Raw genomic sequence first — 24,044 nt, forward strand, 5'->3', positions numbered from 1 at the left:
GGTTTGTTCTTGTGTATTAAAGACTGAGTGCCACTTTTAAAGCCTGTTCATTTGCCTCAATTATCCTGTCAAGATGCGCGTCGGTAAGTGCCGTTGAAAGGAACATACTTTCGAATTGGGATGGGCCCATATAAATGCCCTGGTCCAGCATAGCATGAAAATATTTTCCGAATAATACCAGATCAGAAGATTTGGCAGAGGGAAAATCTTTAACTTTCTGATTGGTAAAAAACAGCGTATACATAGACCCAATGTGATTAACTGTAAAATCCAGTCCTAATTTGGCATTGGTTTTCGCAAAGCCTGAAGTCAATTTATTTCCAGAAGCTTCCAGTTGCGAATAAACTTCCGGATTTTCATTTAAATAATTCAGCATAGCCAGTCCGGCAGCCATTGCAATAGGATTACCAGATAAAGTACCTGCCTGATAAACAGGCCCTAATGGAGAAACCCAGTTCATAATTTCCGCCTTACCTCCATACGCTCCCACCGGCATTCCCCCGCCAATTATCTTTCCAAGTGTGGTCAGGTCAGGTATGATTCCAAAACGTTCCTGAGCGCCGCCTTTTGACAACCGAAACCCTGTCATTACTTCATCAAAAATTAAAACAATGCCTTCTTCATCACATATTTTGCGTAAGCCTTCCAAAAATCCTTCTTCCGGCAGAACGCACCCCATGTTACCCACAACAGGTTCCAGGATTAGTGCTGCTATGTGATTTCGATTAGCTTCAACCAATTGCTGTACTGACGCCAGATCGTTATATGGAGCTGTTAATGTATCATTGGCAACACCTTTTGTGACACCCGGACTATCCGGTGTGCCAAATGTAGCTGCACCGCTTCCTGCTGCTATTAAAAAACTGTCACCATGACCGTGGTAGCAACCTTCAAATTTAATTATCTTGTCACGACCCGTAAACCCTCTTGCCACACGAATTGCAGACATGGTTGCTTCGGTACCTGAATTAACCATTCTTACTTTTTCAATAGAAGGTACCATAGACACGATCAATTCTGCCATTTCGACTTCCCTGCGTGTCGGGGCACCAAATGAGAATGAATTTTGAACCGCATCGTAAACTGCCTTCTGGATCATTTCATTGGCATGGCCCAAAATCATTGGCCCCCAGGAATTTATGAGCTCAATATATTCATTTCCGTCCTCATCATAAATATATGGCCCTTTGGCGGACTTTATAAAGACCGGAGACCCTCCTACTGCACGAAAAGCACGAACAGGAGAATTAACACCTCCGGGAATAAATTTTTGGGCTTTTTCAAAAAGCTCCTGACTAGTCGAAATATTCATTTTAAAATTTTTGTCAACAAACCCGTAACGAAACGATCACTTCACTTTTCACTTACAACTGCTTTACTTTCAATTGACCGGTATCCACTTGCCACTATTATATCTCAGGATTGGTGTTATCTGGTTGTCATGTGATTTGGTGAAATCAAAACCTGATAAAAGGTAATCGTCTCCATTATACTTTCTCGATTCCAGACCTTTGGAAATTCCTTCTTTGTGCTGATTTAGCATTCTTCCAAAAAACAGCAACTGATCATAACCCTGATACGAATAAACGGATGGAAAAGTATTGGTGTAATTCCAATAGGTCTTCTGAAATTCGCGTACAGTATCTTTTTCCCTGTCAATGTAATCAGTGTCAATCAAAAATAATCTCGAACCATATTTACCAACCCTGGACTGCAGCATATTAAAACTGGTTGATGCAGCTAAAACCGGAGTTTTGTTTAGTTTTCTTCCATTAATTACATCTATCAACAGCGAACCAGATTTTGCATCAGATGAAAAGAGGGCAATATGTGATGGCTTGTTGGTTTCAAATAAAGAAATTTTTTCTTCCAGCCACTCCCTGTCCGACAAAATTTTCATCAATTCCACTACTTTTCCGCTCTTACTTTTTACTTCATTTGCATATGAAAATGCCATCACAGAATCTTTCGCAGTATTTCCGTAATAAATTGCTGCCGTCATAACGGGAGAAGTACTTTTCATCCATTGTGCAGCTTTTTGAATTTGATAGGTGATCGATGGATGCGCCAGATATAAATTTGAACTGGTTTTAAGCAGGTTTGCATCTGTCGATAATGGGTTAAGCATGATCATATTTGCATCGGAAACAAATTCTGCCGTAATATCGAAAGTACCTGCATAAAGTGGGCCAATAACCAGATCAGATTGCCTGAAAGCATTATTGTCAATAATACTTTTCATTGGTTTAGGATCATTGCTCACATCGTAAGCCCACAAATTCACGTTGATACCTTCTGTTTTTAATTTTTCTCGCGCCAGCGTCAGGCCAATATAGTAATCATACGCAAATTGGTTGGTTCTTCGTCTTGCAGTATTTAATTCATCCAAACGAAACGGCAGTAATACGGAAACTTCATAGTATCCTTTTGTCCATTGGGTGTCTTTTTTCGGAATACTACGCCTGGGACGCTCTTCAGCGACTGCATTTTTTTCTTTGTTACTAATTTTAAACTGGCTTTCAATCTGTTGTGCAAATTGCAGATCCGTTTTTGTTGAAGAAGGTGAATTTTGAATATACTGAACCAAAACAATAGCAATATCGCGGTCATCTGGAAACTCCTTATGCAATACGATAAGTTTTGTCAGGTCATTAAGCTCAATCAGATAGTGTTGTTTTAAAGACAAAATATCTTTTGAAAATGATGAATCCTTAATTCGCTGCAAATAATCCATTGCCTCTTTGTACTGCCCGGTTCCTAAACTATTTGCGCCAAGCAGATAATATGCATCATTAATTTTATTCCATCCCGGATACTTACTTATTAATTGCAAAAGCATCTGCCTGCTTTCACGGTGTCGTTTCAGCTGATAAGCAGCAAGCGCATAATAGTAATGTGCGTAAGCCGTGTAAGATGACCTGTCGTTGGAACTGGTTAATGGTGCCAGCTTTTCCATAGCAGCCGCATAGCGCTGCTGCCTGTAATCATTTACGCCAGCTTTGTATTTACTTTCACTCTGAGGGCTATATTGAGCGTACAAGCTTCCCCCAAAGGCAAGATTAATTATCAGTATCAGAAAAAAACTAAATTTCATTCGCTTACTGGTCATATTTAGTTAGGTTGAACAAATTACAAAAACTGTTCTTAGAGAAAAAGAACGGGCAATGTTTCTGGTTAGAAACATTGCCCTTGTTCAAATAATATAATTAATCTTATTTCTTTTTTGCACGCCTCTCTAAGTCAGCTTGTTTCTTTTTAGCTTCATCAGCTGCCTGCAAGGATTTTTCAAGATACTTTTGGAATTTTGTCTGCTTCTTTTCGCCGGTAGCGTTTTTCTTTCTGTTCTCTTCAAGTATGTTCCGGATTTTATCTTCGTTTACGAATTTTTTAATCAGCAATTGCTGGGCAATTGTAACAACGTTGGAAACGAAATAATAAAAAGTTAAACCTGCGGGAAATGAATTCAACACAAACATGAACATTAAAGGCATAATGTAACCCAGCACTTTCATATTCACCGGTCCCGGCTGATTCGGTGTAATCTGGTTGTTATAATAGGCATATCCAATACTCGAAGCGGTCATCATCACCGTAAACAAACTGATATGATTTCCAACTCCGAAAGGAATAGAGAATGGTAATTTGATAAACGAATCATACGTAGACAAATCTGTTGACCAAAGGAAATGCTGCTGTCTTAACTCGATTAAATTCGGGAATAAGAAAAACAGGGAGAATAAAATTGGCATGGTTGCCAGTACCGGCACACATCCGCTGAGCGGGCTGACTCCGACCTGCTGGTACAGCTTCATTTGATCCTGCTGTTGTTTCGCTGCATCATCAGGATTTTGCTGGCGCAATTCTTCAAGTTCAGGGGCAAGCAGTTTCATTTTAGCCATACTGATGTATGACTTATATGTTAATGGTGTCAAAAGTGTTTTTACAAAGAGAACCAGACATATAATCAGCAAGCCGTAATTGGATATAAACTTTTCAAGAAAATTGAAAAGTGGTACCAGCACGAACTTATTGATTGGTTTCAAAAATGCATATCCAAGATAAACATTCTGATCAAAATTTTCTGCCTTCACTTTATCTACAATATGATATTCGTTAGGCCCCAGGTAAAACTGAAAATTAGCCTCGCCTTTCTGCACAGCAGACATTGGTATGCCCGCAGCAACTTCCATCGTTTTTACAATGATCGAATCATTCGGATTCACATCCGCCTTCATGGATACATTGCTGAAAGGATTTTTTTCAGAGATTAAACCAGCCAAAAAATATTTATGTTTGATCGTAAACCATTTTACAGGATCTGCCGTTTTCGCTTCTTCATTGGCAGTCGGGCTTGTAGCAAGGCTTTGCAGTCCGTCAGTAAAGTAGTTTATAGTTACTACTTCCCGGTTTTTATGCATATCATTTTCAAGCTGAAGTAGATCATTCTTCCAATCAAATTGTAAGGATTTATCTCCTAATCCAACACCGTTTGATTTAATGCCATAATCAATAATATAACCTGAACCATGCACAACATAAGTCTGCTCTACATACTGGTTATTTTTTAAATCCGTCCGGTAAGTAATTACTGCTGAATCTTTTAGCAGATAATGTTCCGCCTTCGGACTGTGTCGTAAAGTAAAGGTCTGTTAACCTTACATCGCCAGTCTGAGTTGGAAAGTCAATCTGAAACTTATTATGTTTATCAGCAATAAGATAAAGAGGTTTCTGATCATAGGTTTTGTATTTTTTTAACATTACCTCTTTCATTACCCCTCCTTTATTCGAGAAAACAACACGAACATCCTGAGTTTCAAAAATAATGTCTTTTGATACAATCTGCTTCGCCGAAGCCGAATCAGTAATAACTGAGTTTGTTTTAGCCGAATCTAATGCTACTGTATTCGCAACTGAATTGCTTTTAACTTCATTTGTAATCTGTGCCACAGGCGTTGGCTCCGCAGGTTTTGGAACCAGTATCTGGTAGCCTATCAGCATTAGCAGGATAAGTACTAAGCCGATTATAAAATTTTTATCCATTCGTAACTTAAAATTATTGAAATAGTAAATCCCCTTCGGGAGCGCAAAGGTAATAAGATTTTCCTGATTGGCCTTTTAAGATCAAAGGATTACCGAATTTCAGGAAATCACTGCTCTTTTTTCCAGGGAATAAGTAAGTGCGGCCTTCACAAAATTAACAAACAAAGGGTGTGGGCTCATCACTGTACTTTTTAATTCAGGGTGAAACTGCACGCCTACATAAAACGGATGTCCAGGTAATTCTACCATTTCAACCAGATTATTATCTGGATTTATTCCCGTTGCAAGTAATCCCTTTTCTTCAAAATCTTTCAAATATTTGTTATTGAACTCGTACCGGTGACGATGCCGTTCCCTGATGTTGACCTTACCATAAATCCGATTAGCCAGCGAATCTTTTTTAATGCGGCACGGATAAGCACCTAAACGCATCGTTCCACCTTTGTTGGATACATCCTTCTGGTCTTCCATTAAATGTATAACCGGATGATCCGTTGTACCGTCCATCTCTACTGAATGCGCATTTTCCCAGCCAATTACGTTTCTGGCATATTCAATTACAGCCATTTGCATACCCAGACAAATCCCGAAAAATGGTATATTATTTTCACGGACATACTGAATAGCAGAAATTTTACCATCTATCCCTCTTTCACCAAAACCCGGAGCTACCAGGACACCATCCAGGTTTTCAAGTTTTTCAAATACGTTTTCTTCGGTAAGGCTTTCTGAATGTATCCATTCAATATTTACTTTACATTCGTTGGCGGCACCGGCATGAATAAACGATTCTACAATGGATTTGTAAGCATCGTGCAGTTCAACGTATTTTCCAACCAAACCGATCGTAATCGAATCTACAGGATTTTTTAACCGGGACAAAAATGTTTTCCAGGAATCCAGATCAAGATCTTTATCATTGTATATGTCTAGCATATATAATGCACGCTGATCAAGCCTTTCTTTTAACATAAGCAACGGGACCGCATAAATTGTATCGGCATCCATAGCCTCAATAACCGAATTGATCTGAACATTACAGAACAAAGCAATCTTTTTACGCAGTTCATATGGTAAAGGATGTTCTGTACGACAAACAAGAATATCCGGCTGAATACCTGCTTCCTGAAGCATCCTAACAGAGTGCTGGGTTGGCTTTGTTTTTAATTCACCTGCGGAGTTCAGATATGGGATCAAAGTAAGATGGATGACCAAAGTATCCTTTTCTTCCATTTCAAATTTTACCTGGCGGACAGCTTCAAGAAACGGAAGCGATTCAATATCCCCCACACAACCACCGATTTCGGTAATAACAATGTCATAATCACCGGTTTGCCCAAGCAGTAGAATATTTCTTTTGAGCTCATCCGTAATATGAGGAATAACCTGAACCGTTTTTCCTAAAAAGTCACCACGCCTTTCCGCCGTAATTACATTATGGTAAACCCTTCCTGTGGTTACATTATTTGCCTGTGAAGTACGGACATTTAAAAAACGTTCGTAATGCCCCAGATCCAGATCTGTTTCCGCGCCATCGTCCGTTACATAGCATTCACCATGCTCATAAGGATTCATCGTTCCCGGATCAATATTCAGGTAAGGATCAAATTTCTGGATAGTGACTGAAAGACCTCTGGCTTGCAGCAGTTTCGCCAATGAGGAGGCAATTATTCCTTTGCCAAGTGAAGATGTTACACCGCCCGTAACGAAAATGTACTTAGCGGTCTTTCGTGCTTTAGAAGCCATAAGACATTGCTTTTTTTCTATGATTACGGGATACAAAGGTACAGTAAAATAGGAATACTTCTAATTACCTGCGTTTAAAAATTTAATTGAGGGAGTCTAAATGGTTGTAGGTCTATACTTTTACGAATGAAAAATATTTTTTTATAAAGAACCTGGTGATTTGTTTAATCATATTAATTATTCAATATATCTAACAATTTACATTTTGTACCATAATGCACATACGTATATTAATCTTAATGCCAAATGTGTTCTACCGATTTATTGAAAATATATTTTAAAAATTGATTTTCAATGGTTTCTCTTTTGATTATACAAGCAAAAAAGCTAATCTTCTCTTTCAAACTATATTCAGTATTTTCGTAGCTTACTAAACCTTGAAAAATGAAAAATCGCATTCTACTGATTTTGATATTATCCAGCTTCCATCATTTACAGGCGCAGACCAAAGCTGATCAGGCTAAAAATCCAATCAGGGTAATTGTATTTGGTGCGCATCCTGATGATTGTGATCTGGGTGCCGGTGGAATCGCTTCTATTTATGCTTCACTTGGCCATAAAGTAAAATTTGTTTCATTAACAAATGGTGATAAGGGCCACCAGGATATTGGTGGAGGTGAATTATCTAATATTCGGCTCAAAGAAGCCAAAGAAGCAGCAAGAAGATGGGGAATTGAATATGATGTTCTGGATAACCATGATGGTGAGCTCTTGCCAACACTTGAAAACAGAATGTCTGTCATCCGGCTTATCCGGGAATGGAATGCTGACATGGTGATTGCACCCAGAACCAATGATTATCATCCCGATCATCGTAATACAGGAGTTCTTGTACAGGATGCTGCCTACCTGGTTATTGTGCCAAATATCCTTAGCAGTGTGCCTCCCCTGACTAAAAACCCTGTCTTTTTATATTTTCGTGATCGTTTTCAACGTCCTAATCCATTCCGTCCCGATATCGCCATAGATATTACGGCAGTCCTGGCTAAAAAAGTAGATGGCCTGGATGCACACGTTTCGCAATTTTATGAGTGGCTGCCCTGGACAAGTCAAGATTTGGCTAACGTACCCAAAGATAAAACAGAGCGAAAAAAATGGTTGTTAGCAGCAATGGAAAAACGATCTGCTGTCACACCTGAAATCAAGGTCTCTCTGGATAAGTGGTATGGAAAAGAACTGGGCGATAAAATTAACCAGGTTGAAGTTTTTGAAATATGTGAGTATGGAAAGCAGCCTACTACCGAAGAAATAAGGCAACTTTTTCCAATGTTGCCCCGGAATTGAAATCATATTAGCACCTAACTTACAGGTTAAAATAAAGGGTTGAAAAATCAGAAAAATTTGATTTTTCAACCCTTTATCTAAGTTAAAAATGGTTACAAAACAATTATTAAAGTTTCTAATTATGATAACCTGTCTTTAAAACTCTCATAGCCAAAGCTTCTGATTAGCCTAAATACACCATCAGATCGAACAATACCAATGGAAGGCAAGTTAACACCGTTAAATGTGGTAGTTTTTACCATTGTATAGTGGATCATATCTTCAAAAATAACTTTGTCCCCTATTTGTAAAGGATTGTCAAAAGAATAATCACCAATAAAGTCTCCGGCCAGACAAGTCATACCACCCATTCTGTAAGTAGGCTTGCCGGCAACCGGTTCCTGGTATGCCTGGCTGATCACAGGTTTGTAAGGCATTTCCAGCGTATCCGGCATGTGTGCGGCAAATGAGGTATCAAGTATAACCACCTCGATTCCCTGGCTATCCATAATATCCAATACCGTGGTAAACAAATTCCCTGTACGCCACGCAATTGCGGAGCCGGGTTCAAGTATTACATCAAGATTATATTTTTCCCTGATTCCTTTTACCAGACGTATCAGTTTCTCGATATCATAACCTTCTCTGGTCATCAAATGGCCTCCACCCATATTAAGCCATTTTGCCTGATGCAAAAGATCACCAAAACGCGCTTCCACTGCTTCCAGTGTACGTTCAAGGGTATCAGAACCGTTTTCACAAAGCGTATGAAAGTGAATACCATCTATACCTTCCGGTAAAATATCAGGCAGTTTATCACGGGTTACTCCCAGCCGGGATCCGGGTACGCAAGGGTTATACATTTCAGTAGCCACTTCCGAATATTGCGGATTGACACGTATTCCACAGGAAAGTGAATGTTCGGGCTTATTTCTCTTAAATTCCTCAACTCTGCCCTGAAATCGCTCCCATTGGCTTAATGAGTTAAAGGTAATATGGCTGCTGCGTTCCAGTACTTCGGTAAATTCCTGATCCAGATAAGCAGGCATGTAAGTATGGGCCTGACAGCCCATGAAATCATTGATCAGCTTAATTTCATTTAGCGAACTTGCTGTGGCGCCACTCAGATATTCTTTTACGATAGGAAACGCACTATACATGGAAAAACCTTTCAGTGCTAAAATAATGTTGCAGCCCGCTGATTTTTGCACTGAATCAATCAGTTGCAGATTTTTACGAAGCAATTCCTCTTCTAGGACAAAGCATGGAGAGGGTATATTAGTGTAATCAACAGGCATTTTATAAATAAATAGAATGATGAAAGACAGGCAAAAGCCATTGTTTTTTTACTTTTACACACAAAAATATAGGATTGCGTTCCTAAAACACTTAATTCATTTCGTTTTACAACAATTTATTCTTAAAACATGTCCTTCCTCGTACTCGATATTGAAATGACCGGACCAGAACCAGGCTGGAACGAAATTATACAAATTGGCGCTGAATTGTTTGACGATCAGTGGAAGTCCCTGGGTACTTATTTACAAAATGTATATCCGGAAAATGAAGAAGCATTTTCTGTTAAATCAGAGGAGATACACGGTTTATCAATGTCTGACCTGGAAGACGCACCCATGATTTACGATGTTATACCGGAATTTGAAAAGTGGATCAAAAAACACAATTCCGGAAAACCTGGTTTTTCAAACGTGATCATGTGTGGCCAGAGCGTTATCAATGACATCAATTTTTTGCGTTTTGCATACCGAAATGAAAAGATGAAATGGTCATTTTCTAACAAATTACTTGACCTTCACACCATTTCCTATCTATTTTTCCAAATTCTTGAAAAAAGTGGCAAGACTGTTCCGCGTTCTCTCAGCCTGGGATCTGTTTCTACCTATTTTGGTTTTGAGCGGGAGGAAGAAACACATAATGCACTGGAAGACGCACAGCTGACAGCCAAATGTTTCAAAGAGTTTTTTAAACTAATTGACAAAGTTAAACTGGTATGATTGATTACAATCCGAAAGAGTGGTTTAAGTATATATTTTATTTCCAAAAAGCAGATACAGTCCGTAAACTGACACCGTTAATATTAACGATAGGTGTTTATTCGGCAGTTGTAGCTTATTTATTGATAGTTCACTGGCATTTTAAAGATTCTACGGATTTGAAAAACATATCCATCATGCACTCTCTGCTTGGATTTGTAATTTCGATGCTTTTGGTTTTTCGTACCAATACTGCTTATGACCGTTGGTGGGAAGGAAGAAAACAATGGGGATCTCTGATGAATTCCAGCCGGAATCTTTGCCTAAAGATCAATGCCCTTTTAGGTGATGAGTACGAAGCTGAACGTGCATTTTACAGGAGTATGGTTCCTAACTACGCTTTTTCTTTGAAGAACCACCTTCGTGGAAAATATTTGTCAGAAGAATTTGAAGAAACCAGTCTTGTTAAAAGGTCTTTCCTAACAATCCAGGATCACGTACCAAATCAGATAGCCGCGGCTATATTTGCCAAAACTATTGAATTACAAAGAAAAGGAATTTTACTTCCGGAAAATGTGCTGCTGCTCAATAATGAGCTGGAATCATTTACCGATATATGCGGGGCATGCGAACGTATTAAAAACACCCCTATTCCACTTTCATACAGTTCATTTATTAAAAAATTTATCTTTACCTACTGTCTCACTTTACCAATCGGGTATGTTTTCAGCCTGCATTTTTTAGTGATTCCATTTGTTATGTTCGTTTTTTACATTCTGGCAAGCCTGGAAGTTATTGCCGAGGAAATTGAAGATCCGTTTGGTGAAGATTCCAACGATTTGCCAATTGAAAGAATTTGTAATGGCATCAGGACTTCCGCGAATGCTTTATTAAAGTAGCTTCCTTACTTATTACGCTATTTCAAATACCGGTTGAATAGCTTTTCTTCACTCTACTGATACATTTGTACGGCTTAATCACTCATCCCATAACTAGAATTTATCATGGCAATTCTTAAAAATTGATTAGAATTTAGTCAATTCGATTTTATTTTTTCAACCTCCTTTATAACCTGTTTCAATAAAATATTCAAAATTAAATTACATGTTGGTGTAATATTAATCCTATTTTCAAACCGTTTGCATAAATCTCCCAAATGTGCACTCCTTTAGAAACCAATATACAGAAATACTGCATTTTCAATCAATTTAAGCCTGTTTTTGTTCAAATGCAAAAAGTTGTTTATTGCATATGTCAGTAAAAAGACGCTTCCTTTATTAACGTAAACGAATGTAATTATGCTCAAATCATCTTTTTTCATAGCACTTATAATAGCTGGTTTTGGAATAACATCAGTACGAGCTCAGTCCAGTGTTGATGCCGGTGTTTCTACTCACAATTATAAACATCCTAACAAAGCAGCGGCAGCCAGGGCAAAGCAGTCAACAGGGAAAACTATTACAGTTGCCAGCCTGAATACCGTCGAAAGTTATTATAAACGCCAAAACAGGAACACGTTTGTAACTACTACACCCAAGTATGCACCACGACCGGCAGCTTTGGTAGTAACACGTACATATCAGAAGGAAAACCTTCACCTGAACCCGCACCTGTCGCCAAGGAATTACAAAACCCAGAACACTTATCAAAGTAAAAGTAATATGGAGACAGCCGACTATCAGATTTCTTCTGACAGTACTTTATATCCTACGGTCGACTAAGTAAGCATTATATCATATTTTAAAGCCGGTATCGCAATGATACCGGCTTTTTTCGTTTTTTCATTTCAAAAACAAGAAATAGTATAATGATAATAGGAGTTATCTTTATTTAATCCGTTTTTAATTTGGTGTCTCGTACTTCAATATTTGAATTTCATAGTTTTACTCTATGATAACCAATGAAACACTCGAAGATTTTTACCGTAATCATCCGGCTGCACAAAGACTACCTAAACTTCCGGATTTTAAAAATGGGGAACATGGGCATTTTAATGTATTTTCCAGGAAATACTGTACAAAATATACTTCTTACAACAGACGGGATTTCTACAAAATTTCATTGCTGATCGGAAAGGGTAAGCTGTTTTATGGAAATCAGGAAATAGAGATCAACCGCAATGCATTGATATTTTTTAACAGGAACGTTCCCTATTCCTGGCAGGCAGTTTCAGAAGAACAGGCTGGTTATTTTTGCTTATTCACAGAAGATTTCATTAATGATGGCAGCCGGGCCAAAAACATAACAGATAATCCTTTATTCAGAGGCGACTCCATTCCGGTGTTTTATATTGATAAAATTCAGGAAAGCGAATTGTTCAATATTTTTCAGAAAATGAGCAAAGAGCTCGAATCCGGTTACATACACAAATATGACCTGATGCGCAGTTACTTAGACCTGATTATTCATGAAGCAATGAAAATGCTGCCTTCCGAATCTGCCGGTGCTCATATGAATGGTTCGGCCAGGGTTACCTCTCTTTTTCTTGAATTATTAGACAGGCAATTTCCAATAGATTCTCCCGAGCATAAACTTCAGCTCAAAACAGCCAACGACTATGCTTCCAGATTATCCATTCATGTAAACCACCTGAACCGGGCGCTAAAAGAAATTACCGGAAAAACGACAACTGAACATATTATTGAGAAAGTTATACTCCATTCAAAAGTGATGCTGAGACAATCAAACTGGAGTGTAACTGAGGTGGCATATTGCCTCGGATTTGAGTATGCAGCTTATTTTAACAACATATTTAAGAAGCAAACCGGGATAACACCAAAATCCTACAGGGAAACACACAGAGTATAATATTTGAATTTTATAATTTATTGTTTGAAAAACGTATAGGAAACTAATAGTTACATAATTACTTTTGCATCACCAAACAAAAGTTTGCAGAATGCGCTAAAGCACAAATTTAGGATCACGTAATTCTGGTTTGCATTACATAATTATTTGAATACGTAATTACATACAAAATATGTCAAAACAAGGTATTTTCAGCTTCACAATTTTGCTGAGCCTTTATATTTCTACAACGATTGTTAATGCGCAGCAGATCTTAACAATTGAGGAAGCAGTTCATACTGCACAGGAGAATTATGGTATTTTAAAAGCCAAATCAAATTACGTCAACGCTTCAAAAGCAACTGTACTTCAAAGTAAAGCGGATTATTTACCAAATCTTAATTTTTCATTGCAGCAGGATTTTGGTACAGTTAATGGCCAGAACGGGCCACTTTATGGACTAGGCCTTTCAGTTGCATCGTCCGGATTGCCATTGCCACAGCAAAACTGGAATTCGGCTTTCGGCTCACTTTATTTGACGAATGTCAACTGGGAATTTTTGCATTTGGCCGTGCGAAAGAAAAAATCAAAGTGGCTGAATCTGCTGTTGCCCGCGATCAGAGTGATCTGGATCAGGAAAAATTTCAGCATCAGGTACGGGTAGCCGGCGCATATCTTAATTTGCTTGCGGCACAACGCTTAATCAGATCGTGGGAAAAAAATCTGGATCGTGCAACGGCTTTGAAAAATGTAGTTGTAACCAGAGCTAAAAATGGCCTGCTGCCCGGAGTAGATTCGTCACTGGCAAATGCCGAAGTATCCAACGCGAAAATTTCCATAATACAAGCCAGGGATTATGAACAGGAACAGGCAAATAACCTTGCGCAACTCATGGGAGTTGTTTCACAACAATTTACACTGGATACTATTTTCGTTTCAAAAATGCCCGAACTTCCTTCAGATTCGGCTTACAGTGCTAAAAATCATCCGCTGTTACAGTATTATGCCAACCGGATTGAAATGAGTAACCAGCAGGCAAAATATTTCCAGACGTTAAGCTATCCGACCTTATCTATGTTCGGCGTCTTCCAGGGCAGAGGTGCCGGTTTTTCTTCAAATTATGCCACCGATCAGCATGCATTTACCCAAAATTATTTTGAAGGCGTAAAGCCAGTCAGGGCAAATTATCTTTTAGGTGTTGCCGCTACCTGGAATGTGACCAGCATTTTAAGGATCAGAAAGCAGGTTTTGTCCCAAAAATTTGTATCCAATGCTTTACAGGATGAATATAATGTAGTGGATAACCGGATCAAAAATCAATTGTTATTGTCAGAAAACAAGATCAAAAATGCAACGGCTAATTTTCTGGAAGCACCCATACAGGTAAAATCCGCAGGAGATGCCTATTTGCAAAAAAGTGTATTATATAAAAATGGCCTGAGCAATATTGTTGATATCACCCAGGCATTATATATCCTGAACCGCGCAGAAACAAGCAGGGATGTTGCCTTTATTAACGTTTGGCAGGCTCTGTTACTGAAAGCGGCAGCGGCAGGTGATTTCGGAGTATTTATGAAATAAGGAGTGAGAGGACTTAAATCAAGTTGATTCAGCTGATAATAAACGGCTTTACCTGATAAAAGATAATCCTGATGAATTATGATAAAAATTAAGAATATATGGATTTAATTCGTTTCGCATTACGCAAGCCCATAACTATTATCGTGCTTGTTGCTGGTTTGTTTTTCTTTGGGATTAATGCAGTACGCACGATTAAGGTGGATATTTTTCCCAAGCTGGATTTGCCGGTTATGTACATAGCCCACCCGTTTGGAGGTTACACACCTAACCAGATGGAAACCTTTTTTGGTAAACAATATGTCAATATCCTGCTATATGTAAACGGTATCAAAAGCATTGAGACCAAAAATATTCAGGGATTAACATTAATGAAACTGAATTTTTACCCAGGTACGGATATGGCTCAGGCCGCCGCCGAGCTTGGCTCTTTTACCAATCGTATTCAGGCCGTTTTTCCTCCCGGTTCCAATCCGCCGTTCATTATCCGTTTCGATGCCTCTACTTTGCCAGTAGGCCAATTGGTTTTAACCAGTGATAAGCGTACCAACAATGAACTGCTGGATATGGCCAATGTTTATGTACGCTCGAATTTCACTTCCATTCCGGGTTTAGTTTCGGCTCCTCCGTTTGGTGGTAACGTGCGTACGATCGTAATTAAAGCAGATCCGGAATTGCTGCGCTCACATAATATGACCGCCGATCAGCTCGTGGAGGCGCTTAAAGTTAATAACCAGACTGCTCCCTCGGGCAATGTAAGGATTGGGGATAAAAATTATATTACACCAACCAATACGACAATTCGGAATGTTAAGGATTTTGAAAACATACCTTTATTTAAAGGCGGAGTACAGAACATTTACCTGAAAGATGTTGCCACTGTGGAAGACGGAGCTGATATAACGTCCGGATATGGTTTGGTGAATGGCAAAAGATCTGTTTATTTAAGTATTGCAAAAGGCGCTGATGCATCTACCTGGGAAGTTGTTCAAAATCTTAAAAAAGCGATACCAAAAATTCAAAGTACACTTCCTGACGATGTGAAGGTCAGTTATGAGTTTGACCAGTCGGTGTATGTAATGAACTCCGTGATGAGCTTACTTACAGAAGGCGCAATTGGTGCCATCCTGACGGGCCTGATGGTAATGCTTTTCCTTGGTGACCCGCGTGGTGCTCTGATCGTGATATTAACTATTCCGACTGCAATTATTTCAAGCGTTTTGTTCCTGAATTTATTCGGGCAAACCATTAATATCATGACGCTGAGCGGGCTGGCTCTTGCAATTGGTATTCTGGTGGATGAAAGTACAGTAACGATCGAAAATATTCACCAGCACTTTGACATGGGCAAGCCCAAAGCGCTGGCGATCTGGGACGCCTGTCAGGAAATAGCATTTCCAAAGCTATTGATCCTGTTCTGTATTTTGGCCGTATTTGCGCCAGCCTTTACAATGGGAGGAATTCCGGGATCGCTCTTTTTACCATTAGCACTTGCAATTGGTTTCAGTATGATCATCTCCTATTTTCTGGCTCAGACATTTGTACCCGTTATGGCTAACTGGATTATGAAAATAAAACATCATAAAAAATCGGACGGCAGTGAAATGACTGATGCAGAAGAATTTGCAGCATCCGGATTAGGCAAAAGCAGTGCCGATCAAAAAGCACATCTTGCAGAAAAGCATCTCGATGAACATAATGAAAAAGTTGGTATTTTTGATCGTGTAAGAAGCCGGTTTATGCGCTTTATCAACCGGATGATGCCTTACCGCAAGTCTATTGTTGTTGGCTATCTGGTTGTGTCTACGGCGTTGGCAGCTCTGATGTTAACCAACATTGGAAAAGATGTATTGCCAAAGGTGAACGGGGGCCAGTTCCAGGTGAGGCTGCGTGCTCCGGAAGGTACCAGGATTGAACGGACTGAGGAAAAAACGCTTAAAACAATCGAACTCATCAAAGAAATAGTAGGAAAAGAAAATGTATCGGTTACGTCGGCCTATGTTGGAACGCACCCTGGATTATTTTCTGTAAGTCCGCTTTATTTATGGATGGCTGGTCCGCAGGAAGCGGTAGTTCAGGTAGCATTAGAAGAGGATTTTCATACTAATCTGGATGAACTGAAAGAGAAAATTAGAACGCGTGTTCGTGAATCAATGCCAGATGTGGCGTTGTCCTTTGAGCCAATAGAACTGACAGATAAAATATTAAGTCAGGGCTCCCCTACTCCGATTGAAGTCAGGATGTCGGGCAGAAACAAGAAAGTAAATGAGGATTATGCCAAAAAGATCATCGCTAAACTTCAAAAAATAGCGTATCTGCGCGATGTACAACTGGGACAATCTAATAAATACCCGGCTATAAATATAGAAGTGGACCGGATTCGTGCGGCACAGCTCGGTGTAGATATGAATGATGTATCACGTTCGCTGATTGCCTCCACATCATCTTCACGTTATACGGATAAGAACATCTGGGTTGACGAAAAGGCGGGTTTAAGTTATTCGGTTCAGGTGCAGGTTCCGGAAAGTAAAATGAGCAGCATCAATGATATTGGTGAAATACCATTACTCAAAAATTCAAGCCGTCCGATATTACACGATGTGGCAACAATAACTGCCGACACAACATATGGTGAAAATGATAACTTAGGTGCAATGCCGGTTTTGTCTGTTACCGCCAATTTAAATAACATAGATCTTGGGGTAGCAAAGACAGATGTACAGGCTGCGATCAATTCGCTTGGTGAATTGCCGCGCGGGCTGAGTGTGGAATTAATAGGTATGAGCCAAACTTTAACCGATACACTGGATAGTTTGCAAAACGGATTGATCGTTGCGATCGTAGTTATATTCCTGATGCTGGCGGCTAATTTCCAGTCTTTTAAGGTTTCGGCAATTGTACTTGCTACTGTTCCAGCTGTAATTTTGGGTTCACTGGCTTTATTAATGATTACAGGCTCAACACTAAACCTGCAATCCTATATGGGAATTATTATGTCTGTCGGGGTTTCTATTTCCAATGCAGTTCTGATGGTAACCAATGCAGAACAGTTGCGAAAATATAACGGTGATGCGATCATTTCCGCCAAGGAAGCAGCTTCCCTGCGCTTACGTCCAATTGTGATGACAGCGGTGGCAATGGTCGTGGGTATGATCCCAATGGCCAGCGGACTCGGTGAAGCAGGTGATCAGTCATCGCCACTTGGCCGTGCAGTAGTTGGCGGTTTGATTGCTTCTACCTTTGCAGCTTTATTTATATTACCACTGGCATTTGCATGGGGACAAGGCAAAGCTACCACGCAAAGCGTTTCCCTTGATCCGGAAGACGAAGAGAGCGAGTTCTATGTTCCAATGAGTCATTAAAATACTAAATCGAAAAATTAATTAAGATGAAATATTTGTCAAACATCACATTTTCACTCCTGCTTGTTGCTGCCGCCGTAACATTTCAAAATTGTGGTTCTTCAAAAGCAAAAGAAGAAGAGGAAACAGCAGAAAAACCGGTTGAAGCGCTTGTAATTGAAGGTTTTGTATTAAAAAAGGGCAGCTGTCTTCCGACTTACAGATTCCTGGCGAACTCATTGCGTTTCAGCAGGTTGATCTTTATGCCAAAGTAAGCAGCTTTGTTAAAAAGCTGCATGCCGATGTCGGAACGGAGGTACAACAGGGACAATTACTGGCAACTATGGAAGCTCCTGAAATAACGGCTCAATTTTCGAGTAGCCAGTCAAAATTAAAATCCCAGGAAGCTATGTACCTGGCGAGCAAAGCCAGTTATGACAGGTTGCTTGAAACCAGCAAAACTCCGGGAACTGTTTCCCAGAACGACCTGGACCTAGCCCTTGCCAGACAAAACTCTGATCTGGCTCAACTGGAGGCTGCAAAATCCGCAAGTAAAGAAATAAGTGATACGCGCAATTATCTGGAAATCAGGGCTCCGTTCAGCGGTGTGATCAGTGCAAGGAATGTAAGTGCAGGTGCCTATGTGGGCCCATCAGGAAAAGGCTCGGAATTTCCGATTTTCACATTGGTAGAACAAAGAAAATTAAGGCTTGTAGTAAGTGTTCCGGAGGCATATAGCGGTTATTTGAAAAGTAACAGTGTAGTTAATTTCAAAGTAAAATCGTTGCAGAATGATAAGTTCCCTGCAAAAGTTTCCCGTTTGGCCGGGGCGCTTGATACACGTTTGCGTTCCCAGCGTGTGGAAATGGATGTAGCGAACAATGACAAACGATTGTTGCCCGGCATGATCGCAGAGGTCACAATACCATTAAACAGCGGTTCAAGTTCTTTTATAGTACCTACTACTGCCGTCCTAAATTCTACTACGGGAATATTTGTTATCAAAGTAGCCGATCAGAAAGCGACCTGGGTTCCTGTTAAAGTAGGTACAAGCAACGATGGTAAAACCGAGATATTCGGTGATGTGAATGAGGGTGATGTATTTGTGAAAGCAGTAAATGAAGAGATAAGAGACAAATCTGAAATTAAAAACTTCAAAACCGTAACGATATAGTCTAAGATCTTAGATCCTGAATCGTTCTTAATGAAGGGCATTTTTTCCTTCATTAAGAACGATTCTCAGTTTAAAACCAGCCAGGTCCGTTTTCACTTCCCTGCACAGGCCATTTTTATATGTATAAACTCCCTTCTTTCCATCTGGCAAGGAAACTGCATAATTACCTTCTGACGTCTTTTTGATGGCACACATCTGCCCATATCGCTCCGAGTATACCTCGTTGATATTTACAGGTTCTTTGTAATAAAGGCTTGTAACTGTATTATTAATTGGAGAATTGAATTCCTTTTTTGGCTTTTTATCTGCGTCTTCGCCAGAAAACCAAACCTCATACAACGTTTTTACACTGGATTTGGTTTGCGTTTTTTCTTTAAGGTCACCATTCACCTCATGTGCGCAAACGGCAGAAACGAGTTGCCCTTGTACAAAGCTTGTTTGTGTTGAGTATTTTCCGGAGTAGAACAACAATTTAAACTTTGATTCTATCCTATGCGTTTCCACATTATTCGTCCCGGCATCATCAAATACTTTTAGCGAACCTATGGTTCGTCCAGCCACGATCACATCATAAACATTGGTTTGGGATTTTACCTGAAATGAAATAAGCAATAATACGGATACAAACGTGAAGCTGAATAATTTCATGAACGATGGTTTTTAGTACAAATGCCGGTTTGGTATTTACTATAAAATTTTTGTTCCAAACTGTTCAGGAACAATGAAATATTCATTCGCTATAAAACCGTGCTTTTGCTGAAGTACTTATTTAAACGTTGAATAACTTCTAAAAAATATATAAAATTTTCTAAATGTTTGATTCTGTTTGTAATAATTTGGCTATATCCGTTTTAAAAGATGATCTAAGAAGTTTTAGGCATGTATACTAAAATAATTTGTAGTTAATATAGATTTTACTTTTCCCTGGCTATGGAGAAGTCCAACTGCTGTATCAGTGCAGGATTTTCGGGAGATAAGGTAAAATATACGTTAATATTTCCCTGCTTCCCTTTAATGGTAAATGATCCCCGTAATTGGTTTTCGGCAATCATTTCACCAACAGAAATAATTTCACCAGTTTTTGCATACAAAAGGTCCCATTCCTTTTTGCGGTGTTGAACGGATCTGTCAGGAAAGAAGTTTTCGGCAAATATTCCGCTCTGCTCAGCATTATTCCAGCCTGGTAACAACTTCACTAATTCCTGTTTACGCTGATTAAGAATTTTCGAAACAGCAACAGGAAGCGGCTTTAAGCCTGCCAGGGCAATAATTGTATCCAATACTGCTGTATTGATTGTTGCCATACCCGCATAGGTCCTGTTGGCATAACCTATAATCCCGATACCATAATCCGGCAAAATCTGCCACTGACTCCCAAATCCGGGCAAACCTCCCGTGTGTCCGACTCCTACCCTGCCTTCACAGTCTTTACTCCAACGCAATCCGTAGCCATAGGCAGAAACCATCGCACAGGTACGTCCGCCCGGATATTTAAAACTGGGATTAAGATTATTAAAATTCCAGGGCTGCTGCATTTCCCGCAAATCGCTTCTCAAGACCGGCCCCGTTTCCTTAGCTGAACTTGCCGGCCATGCCGACTGGTGAAATGCAACATATTTTCCAAAATCTTCAATGGAGGTAATCAGTCCGCCCATGACGCCATAGGTTCCATCGTGCTCTAATTGCTCTTCTTTCCAGATCTCATCTTCATAACGGTAGCCGTGAGCCAGTAAATTTTTCGGAGCCTCGGTATATTCCCAAATCGTGTGGTTCATACCCAATGGCCTGAAAATGGTTTCATTGATATATTGCTGATAAGTCTTGCCAGAAACATTACCAATAATTTTACCCAAAATTGCAAAGCCCAGATTACTGTATTCATATGTAATGCCCGGTGTATTGGAAAATGATATCCCATTTTTGATCAAATCGATCAGCTCCTCATCCTTAGTATCAAGCTGACGGTCACCCCATGGATTATCTTCAGGAAAACCTGCCATATGTGTCAGCAAATGCCTTATAGTGATCGGAGGCGAATCGGCAGTGAGCGAAGGCATTGATTTTAGCTCAGGAATGTACATGAATGCAGGATCATCAAGTTTGAGTTTTCCTTCTTTCCGCAAAGCCAGAATTGCCATTGCAGCCACACTTTTAGACATAGAAGCAATTCTAAACATTGATTGGGAGGTAGCTTTGGTTGAAGTAGCAATTTCAGTAAAGCCTATTGCTCCACTATGAACCAGTTGTCCATCTACAACCAAGCCAAAAGCCACCGCCGGAAAATGGCTTTTATCTGCATACTCCTTATAAAGCTTCTCCATAAACGGAATAGCTGCTTTTATTTTGTTAAGGCGTTCAGAATTGGGAGCTTGGGAAAATGTAAGGACGGAAAAGAGTAAAAAGAGTGGAGTTAATATCAATTTCATATTGTAATGAGCTTATTTTAACGGGTATGATGGTGAATTTAGTGATTTTGAACCAAACTTTCTTCTTACAAAACCGAACATATCCATTTTAATATTGGACAATATTTATAAAATTTCTAATTTCTTGAAATAATACAAACAGTGCTTTTTTATTTTATTTAAATAATACAATTATTGTGAATCTTATTCGGCATCAATGCGTTAATTTTGCATCAGGGATAGATTTAATTTAGATTATGTGACTATTCCGGTATGAATGTGTAATTAAGAAAAATAAAAAAAGTTATATTAAGTTAGTTAGAATGAATAGTTGGATTATTATTCCAGCAAAAATGAACACAATTATGAATTATTCAATTTTCGCCCCCTCCGATTCCCGAAAATATCTGCGTATTGCAGTGGCTGCTTTCTTTTTTGTTCAGGGTTTAAGTTTCGCAGCCTGGGCTAGCCGCATACCGGATATTAAAAATATGCTTCACCTTACAGAAGGTGGATTGGGAACTGTTTTATTGGCTTTACCAATTGGTTTAATGGCCAGTTTGCCTATTTCAGGCTGGATGGTAACGCATTATGGCAGTAAAAAAATGGTACTTATCGGTGCAGTTCTCTATGCTACAACACTTGCCTTTATTGGTTTTGTAACCCGTACGGAACACCTGGTAATTGCTCTATTCGCTTTTGGTCTTTGGGGAAACCTTACCAATATTGCAGTTAATACGCAGGCTGTTGCAGTTGAACAGGCATTTGGCAAATCAATTATGGCTTCCTTTCACGGTTTGTGGAGTATGGCGGGATTTGTAAGTGCCATGATCGGATCTTTATTTATATCTATTCATGTTCCGCCGCAAATTCATTTTAGCATTATTGCCCTGGTTGCTTTCGTTGTAATTTTCACCGCTTACAAACATACGATGCCTGACAGTGAGAAAAACAGCGGCGAATCTCAGCCAATGTTCGTTAAACCGGATCGCGATTTGTTGATCTTAGGTTTAATCGGTTTTTGTGCCATGGTTTGTGAAGGAGCTATGTTTGACTGGAGTGGTGTTTATTTTATGGAAGCCGTACACGTTCCGGCATCAATGACAACACTTGGTTATGTTGCTTTTATGGGCACCATGACCGGCGGACGTTTTGCTGGTGATTGGCTGGCTAACCGCATTGGCAGGAAAAAAATGTTACAGATCAGCGGCCTTTTAATGGGAACCGGTTTAGCAATTGCCGTATTGTTCCCATTTCTGGTCACTGCAACTATTGGTTTTTTATTGGTAGGATTTGGAGTTTCTTCTGTGGTTCCGCTTGTTTACAGTGCTGCCGGCAGATCAACTACCATGTCTGCCGGCATGGCTCTTGCAGCGGTTTCATCCATCAGTTTTATCGGATTTTTGATCGGACCTCCACTGATTGGTATAGTGGCACAATTTGCAGATCTCCGCTGGTCATTTGCCATTGTTGGTATGCTTGCTTCTCTGACTACTCTGCTGTCTTCAAAAGCAAAATTGATCCAATAATATCTGACACTTTCCATGACCAAGCTTTACCTTTCTTCAGACGGGGAACCTGGTCCTGGAAAGTTTCTATGCCAGAAACTGCTTCAGATAATTTCTGCTGGTCAGTATTGCACTGATCACATCCTGAACATTTGACTCGTATGCTTTATCTTCCACTTCAATGACCACCGGACCACGGTAACGGACGTCCGTCAGTGCGCCAAAGAAACCACGCCAGTTCACATCCCCTAATCCCGGGAGCTTCGGAGAATGATATTCAAGAGGATTCGCCATGATCCCTACCCTGTCCAGTTTGTCTTTATATAGTTTGGCATCTTTTAAATGTATATGGTGCAATCTGTCCTTGTAAGCATAAATAGGTTTTATTTCATCCATCATTTGCCAAATCATATGTGAGGGATCATAATTCAACCCAAAGACCGGACTTGGAATAACTTCAAACATGCGGTCCCAGACCGCAGGACTGACCGCGAGATTTTTGCCACCCGGCCACTCGTCGTCCGTAAAAAACATCGGACAATTTTCAATCCCGATTTTAACATTGTTTTCTTCTGCTACTTTCACAATTGACGGCCAAACGTCTGCAAACCGGGCAAGATTATCTTTGACACTTTTGGAAGGATCACGGCCAATAAATGTAGTTACAACCGGAATTTCTAATTTGGCGGCAGCCCTGATCACCTGTTTGATATGCTCAATAAAAAACTCTGAACGGTTCGGATCAGCGTCAAGAGGGTTAGGATAATAACCTAATGCAGAAATAAAAATTCCCGCCTCCTTTATGGCATACTTAATTCCGTTTATTTTTTCTGCTGTCAGATTATTGACATCAATGTGGGAAACCCCTGCATATCGCCGGCTATCTGTATTATCGGCAGGCCAGCACATCATTTCCACACAGGAAAAACCATGTCCGGCTGCAAACTTTATTACATGATCAAAACCGAAATCAGCAAGAATGGCGCTGTTAAAACCTAATTTAAGCATATTGGCACGAAATTATGAAATGGGCATTTAAAAAAACTGACCGAATGTGACTGCTCGTGAAATTAAGAATAACACTTAGAAATCTTGATAAGATCTCAGTGAATTTCAGTTTATGAAATGAAAAAACACCCGTTTTACACTTTTCTCTAAAAACTCATCCAAATTTTAAACGGTTTCATCAATCCAGGCTACCATTTGTA

20 protein-coding genes are annotated in these 24,044 nt (G+C 39.6%); 11 read left to right on the forward strand and 9 right to left on the reverse strand.

Annotation, left to right across the window (positions count from 1 at the left end):
* Positions 1-16: 16 nt before the first annotated feature.
* The 5 genes from hemL to KZC02_RS00695 all read right to left on the reverse strand — a co-directional run bounded on the left by hemL (position 17) and on the right by KZC02_RS00695 (position 6,786).
* Positions 17-1,312 carry a glutamate-1-semialdehyde 2,1-aminomutase gene (gene hemL, locus KZC02_RS00680; protein ID WP_221392333.1) on the reverse strand — a complete coding sequence of 432 codons (1,296 nt, stop codon included), beginning with the start codon at positions 1,310-1,312 and terminating at the stop codon, positions 17-19.
* 69 nt (positions 1,313-1,381) lie between these two features.
* Positions 1,382-3,109 (reverse strand): ABC transporter substrate-binding protein, encoded by a 1,728-nt coding sequence (locus tag KZC02_RS00685; protein WP_229253930.1) that lies wholly within the window; start codon positions 3,107-3,109, stop codon positions 1,382-1,384.
* Positions 3,110-3,212: 103 nt separating this feature from the next.
* Positions 3,213-4,607, reverse strand: coding sequence for a membrane protein insertase YidC (gene yidC / locus KZC02_RS00690; RefSeq protein WP_310590463.1), 1,395 nt, complete (start codon positions 4,605-4,607; stop codon positions 3,213-3,215).
* Positions 4,558-5,040, reverse strand: coding sequence for a hypothetical protein (locus tag KZC02_RS32780; RefSeq protein WP_310590392.1), 483 nt, complete (start codon positions 5,038-5,040; stop codon positions 4,558-4,560). The genes yidC and KZC02_RS32780 overlap by 50 nt, the downstream gene beginning before the upstream one ends.
* A 99-nt stretch (positions 5,041-5,139) precedes the next feature.
* A complete protein-coding gene (locus tag KZC02_RS00695; RefSeq protein ID WP_221392334.1) occupies positions 5,140-6,786 on the reverse strand; it encodes a CTP synthase in 1,647 nt (548 codons plus the stop codon).
* A 384-nt stretch (positions 6,787-7,170) separates the two neighbouring features.
* Between KZC02_RS00695 and KZC02_RS00700 the strand changes: the two genes are divergently transcribed.
* Entirely contained in the window at positions 7,171-8,070 is a 900-nt protein-coding gene (locus tag KZC02_RS00700) for a PIG-L deacetylase family protein (protein ID WP_221392335.1), read from the forward strand.
* 119 nt (positions 8,071-8,189) lie between these two features.
* Here the strand turns inward: KZC02_RS00700 and nspC are convergent, their stop codons facing one another.
* Complete coding sequence (nspC, locus tag KZC02_RS00705) at positions 8,190-9,347, reverse strand: carboxynorspermidine decarboxylase (RefSeq protein ID WP_221392336.1); 1,158 nt, start codon at positions 9,345-9,347, stop codon at positions 8,190-8,192.
* Between the two features lie 129 nt (positions 9,348-9,476).
* On the opposite strand from nspC, the gene KZC02_RS00710 reads away from it, so the two are divergent.
* From KZC02_RS00710 to KZC02_RS00740, 9 genes are all read left to right on the forward strand, one after another.
* Positions 9,477-10,064 (forward strand): PolC-type DNA polymerase III, encoded by a 588-nt coding sequence (locus tag KZC02_RS00710; protein ID WP_221392337.1) that lies wholly within the window; start codon positions 9,477-9,479, stop codon positions 10,062-10,064.
* The gene (locus KZC02_RS00715; protein ID WP_221392338.1) at positions 10,061-10,942 is read left to right on the forward strand and encodes a bestrophin family protein; all 882 of its coding nucleotides are present in this window, start codon (positions 10,061-10,063) and stop codon (positions 10,940-10,942) included. Before KZC02_RS00710 ends, KZC02_RS00715 begins: the two co-directional genes overlap by 4 nt.
* A gap of 399 nt (positions 10,943-11,341) precedes the next feature.
* Positions 11,342-11,764: a hypothetical protein gene (locus tag KZC02_RS00720; protein WP_221392339.1), complete on the forward strand. Its 423-nt coding sequence runs from the start codon at positions 11,342-11,344 to the stop codon at positions 11,762-11,764.
* A 169-nt stretch (positions 11,765-11,933) separates the two neighbouring features.
* The gene (locus KZC02_RS00725; RefSeq protein ID WP_221392340.1) at positions 11,934-12,851 is read left to right on the forward strand and encodes an AraC family transcriptional regulator; all 918 of its coding nucleotides are present in this window, start codon (positions 11,934-11,936) and stop codon (positions 12,849-12,851) included.
* 172 nt (positions 12,852-13,023) lie between these two features.
* On the forward strand, positions 13,024-13,494 hold the full coding sequence (locus KZC02_RS31290) for a TolC family protein (RefSeq protein WP_255637158.1): 471 nt from the start codon (positions 13,024-13,026) through the stop codon (positions 13,492-13,494).
* A complete protein-coding gene (locus KZC02_RS32380; protein ID WP_255637159.1) occupies positions 13,422-14,411 on the forward strand; it encodes a TolC family protein in 990 nt (329 codons plus the stop codon). Before KZC02_RS31290 ends, KZC02_RS32380 begins: the two co-directional genes overlap by 73 nt.
* Positions 14,412-14,509: 98 nt before the next feature.
* Positions 14,510-17,770, forward strand: a complete 3,261-nt coding sequence (locus tag KZC02_RS00735; protein ID WP_221392341.1) for an efflux RND transporter permease subunit — start codon at positions 14,510-14,512, stop codon at positions 17,768-17,770.
* Between the two features lie 26 nt (positions 17,771-17,796).
* Positions 17,797-18,024, forward strand: a complete 228-nt coding sequence (locus tag KZC02_RS31300; protein WP_229253931.1) for a hypothetical protein — start codon at positions 17,797-17,799, stop codon at positions 18,022-18,024.
* The gene (locus KZC02_RS00740) at positions 17,988-18,923 is read left to right on the forward strand and encodes an efflux RND transporter periplasmic adaptor subunit (protein ID WP_229254439.1); all 936 of its coding nucleotides are present in this window, start codon (positions 17,988-17,990) and stop codon (positions 18,921-18,923) included. Before KZC02_RS31300 ends, KZC02_RS00740 begins: the two co-directional genes overlap by 37 nt.
* Positions 18,924-18,950: 27 nt before the next feature.
* On the opposite strand, the gene KZC02_RS00745 is transcribed toward KZC02_RS00740, so the two are convergent.
* Complete coding sequence (locus KZC02_RS00745; protein WP_221392342.1) at positions 18,951-19,571, reverse strand: DUF6134 family protein; 621 nt, start codon at positions 19,569-19,571, stop codon at positions 18,951-18,953.
* Between the two features lie 266 nt (positions 19,572-19,837).
* Positions 19,838-21,349: a serine hydrolase gene (locus KZC02_RS00750; protein WP_221392343.1), complete on the reverse strand. Its 1,512-nt coding sequence runs from the start codon at positions 21,347-21,349 to the stop codon at positions 19,838-19,840.
* A 344-nt stretch (positions 21,350-21,693) separates the two neighbouring features.
* Here KZC02_RS00750 and KZC02_RS00755 point away from each other — a divergent pair, with 344 nt between their 5' ends.
* The gene (locus KZC02_RS00755; RefSeq protein WP_221392344.1) at positions 21,694-22,857 is read left to right on the forward strand and encodes an MFS transporter; all 1,164 of its coding nucleotides are present in this window, start codon (positions 21,694-21,696) and stop codon (positions 22,855-22,857) included.
* A 66-nt stretch (positions 22,858-22,923) separates the two neighbouring features.
* On the opposite strand, the gene KZC02_RS00760 is transcribed toward KZC02_RS00755, so the two are convergent.
* Complete coding sequence (locus KZC02_RS00760; protein WP_221392345.1) at positions 22,924-23,844, reverse strand: sugar phosphate isomerase/epimerase; 921 nt, start codon at positions 23,842-23,844, stop codon at positions 22,924-22,926.
* Positions 23,845-24,044 lie beyond the last annotated feature (200 nt).

The organism is Dyadobacter sp. NIV53 (assembly GCF_019711195.1).
In the GTDB taxonomy this organism is placed as follows: domain Bacteria; phylum Bacteroidota; class Bacteroidia; order Cytophagales; family Spirosomataceae; genus Dyadobacter.

Excerpts from the sequence above, each read along its gene's own strand:
- KZC02_RS00750 (WP_221392343.1), bottom strand. The coding sequence starts at position 21,349 with ATGAAATTGATATTAACTCCACTCTTTTTACTCTTTTCCGTCCTTACA.
- KZC02_RS00760 (WP_221392345.1), bottom strand. The coding sequence starts at position 23,844 with ATGCTTAAATTAGGTTTTAACAGCGCCATTCTTGCTGATTTCGGTTTT.
- nspC (WP_221392336.1), bottom strand. The coding sequence starts at position 9,347 with ATGCCTGTTGATTACACTAATATACCCTCTCCATGCTTTGTCCTAGAA.
- KZC02_RS00725 (WP_221392340.1), top strand. The coding sequence starts at position 11,934 with ATGATAACCAATGAAACACTCGAAGATTTTTACCGTAATCATCCGGCT.
- KZC02_RS31290 (WP_255637158.1), top strand. The coding sequence starts at position 13,024 with ATGTCAAAACAAGGTATTTTCAGCTTCACAATTTTGCTGAGCCTTTAT.
- KZC02_RS00685 (WP_229253930.1), bottom strand. The coding sequence starts at position 3,109 with ATGACCAGTAAGCGAATGAAATTTAGTTTTTTTCTGATACTGATAATT.
- KZC02_RS00715 (WP_221392338.1), top strand. The coding sequence starts at position 10,061 with ATGATTGATTACAATCCGAAAGAGTGGTTTAAGTATATATTTTATTTC.
- KZC02_RS00735 (WP_221392341.1), top strand. The coding sequence starts at position 14,510 with ATGGATTTAATTCGTTTCGCATTACGCAAGCCCATAACTATTATCGTG.
- KZC02_RS00745 (WP_221392342.1), bottom strand. The coding sequence starts at position 19,571 with ATGAAATTATTCAGCTTCACGTTTGTATCCGTATTATTGCTTATTTCA.
- KZC02_RS31300 (WP_229253931.1), top strand. The coding sequence starts at position 17,797 with ATGAAATATTTGTCAAACATCACATTTTCACTCCTGCTTGTTGCTGCC.
- KZC02_RS32780 (WP_310590392.1), bottom strand. The coding sequence starts at position 5,040 with ATGGATAAAAATTTTATAATCGGCTTAGTACTTATCCTGCTAATGCTG.
- hemL (WP_221392333.1), bottom strand. The coding sequence starts at position 1,312 with ATGAATATTTCGACTAGTCAGGAGCTTTTTGAAAAAGCCCAAAAATTT.
- KZC02_RS00755 (WP_221392344.1), top strand. The coding sequence starts at position 21,694 with ATGAATTATTCAATTTTCGCCCCCTCCGATTCCCGAAAATATCTGCGT.
- KZC02_RS00700 (WP_221392335.1), top strand. The coding sequence starts at position 7,171 with ATGAAAAATCGCATTCTACTGATTTTGATATTATCCAGCTTCCATCAT.
- KZC02_RS00720 (WP_221392339.1), top strand. The coding sequence starts at position 11,342 with ATGCTCAAATCATCTTTTTTCATAGCACTTATAATAGCTGGTTTTGGA.
- KZC02_RS00710 (WP_221392337.1), top strand. The coding sequence starts at position 9,477 with ATGTCCTTCCTCGTACTCGATATTGAAATGACCGGACCAGAACCAGGC.
- KZC02_RS00695 (WP_221392334.1), bottom strand. The coding sequence starts at position 6,786 with ATGGCTTCTAAAGCACGAAAGACCGCTAAGTACATTTTCGTTACGGGC.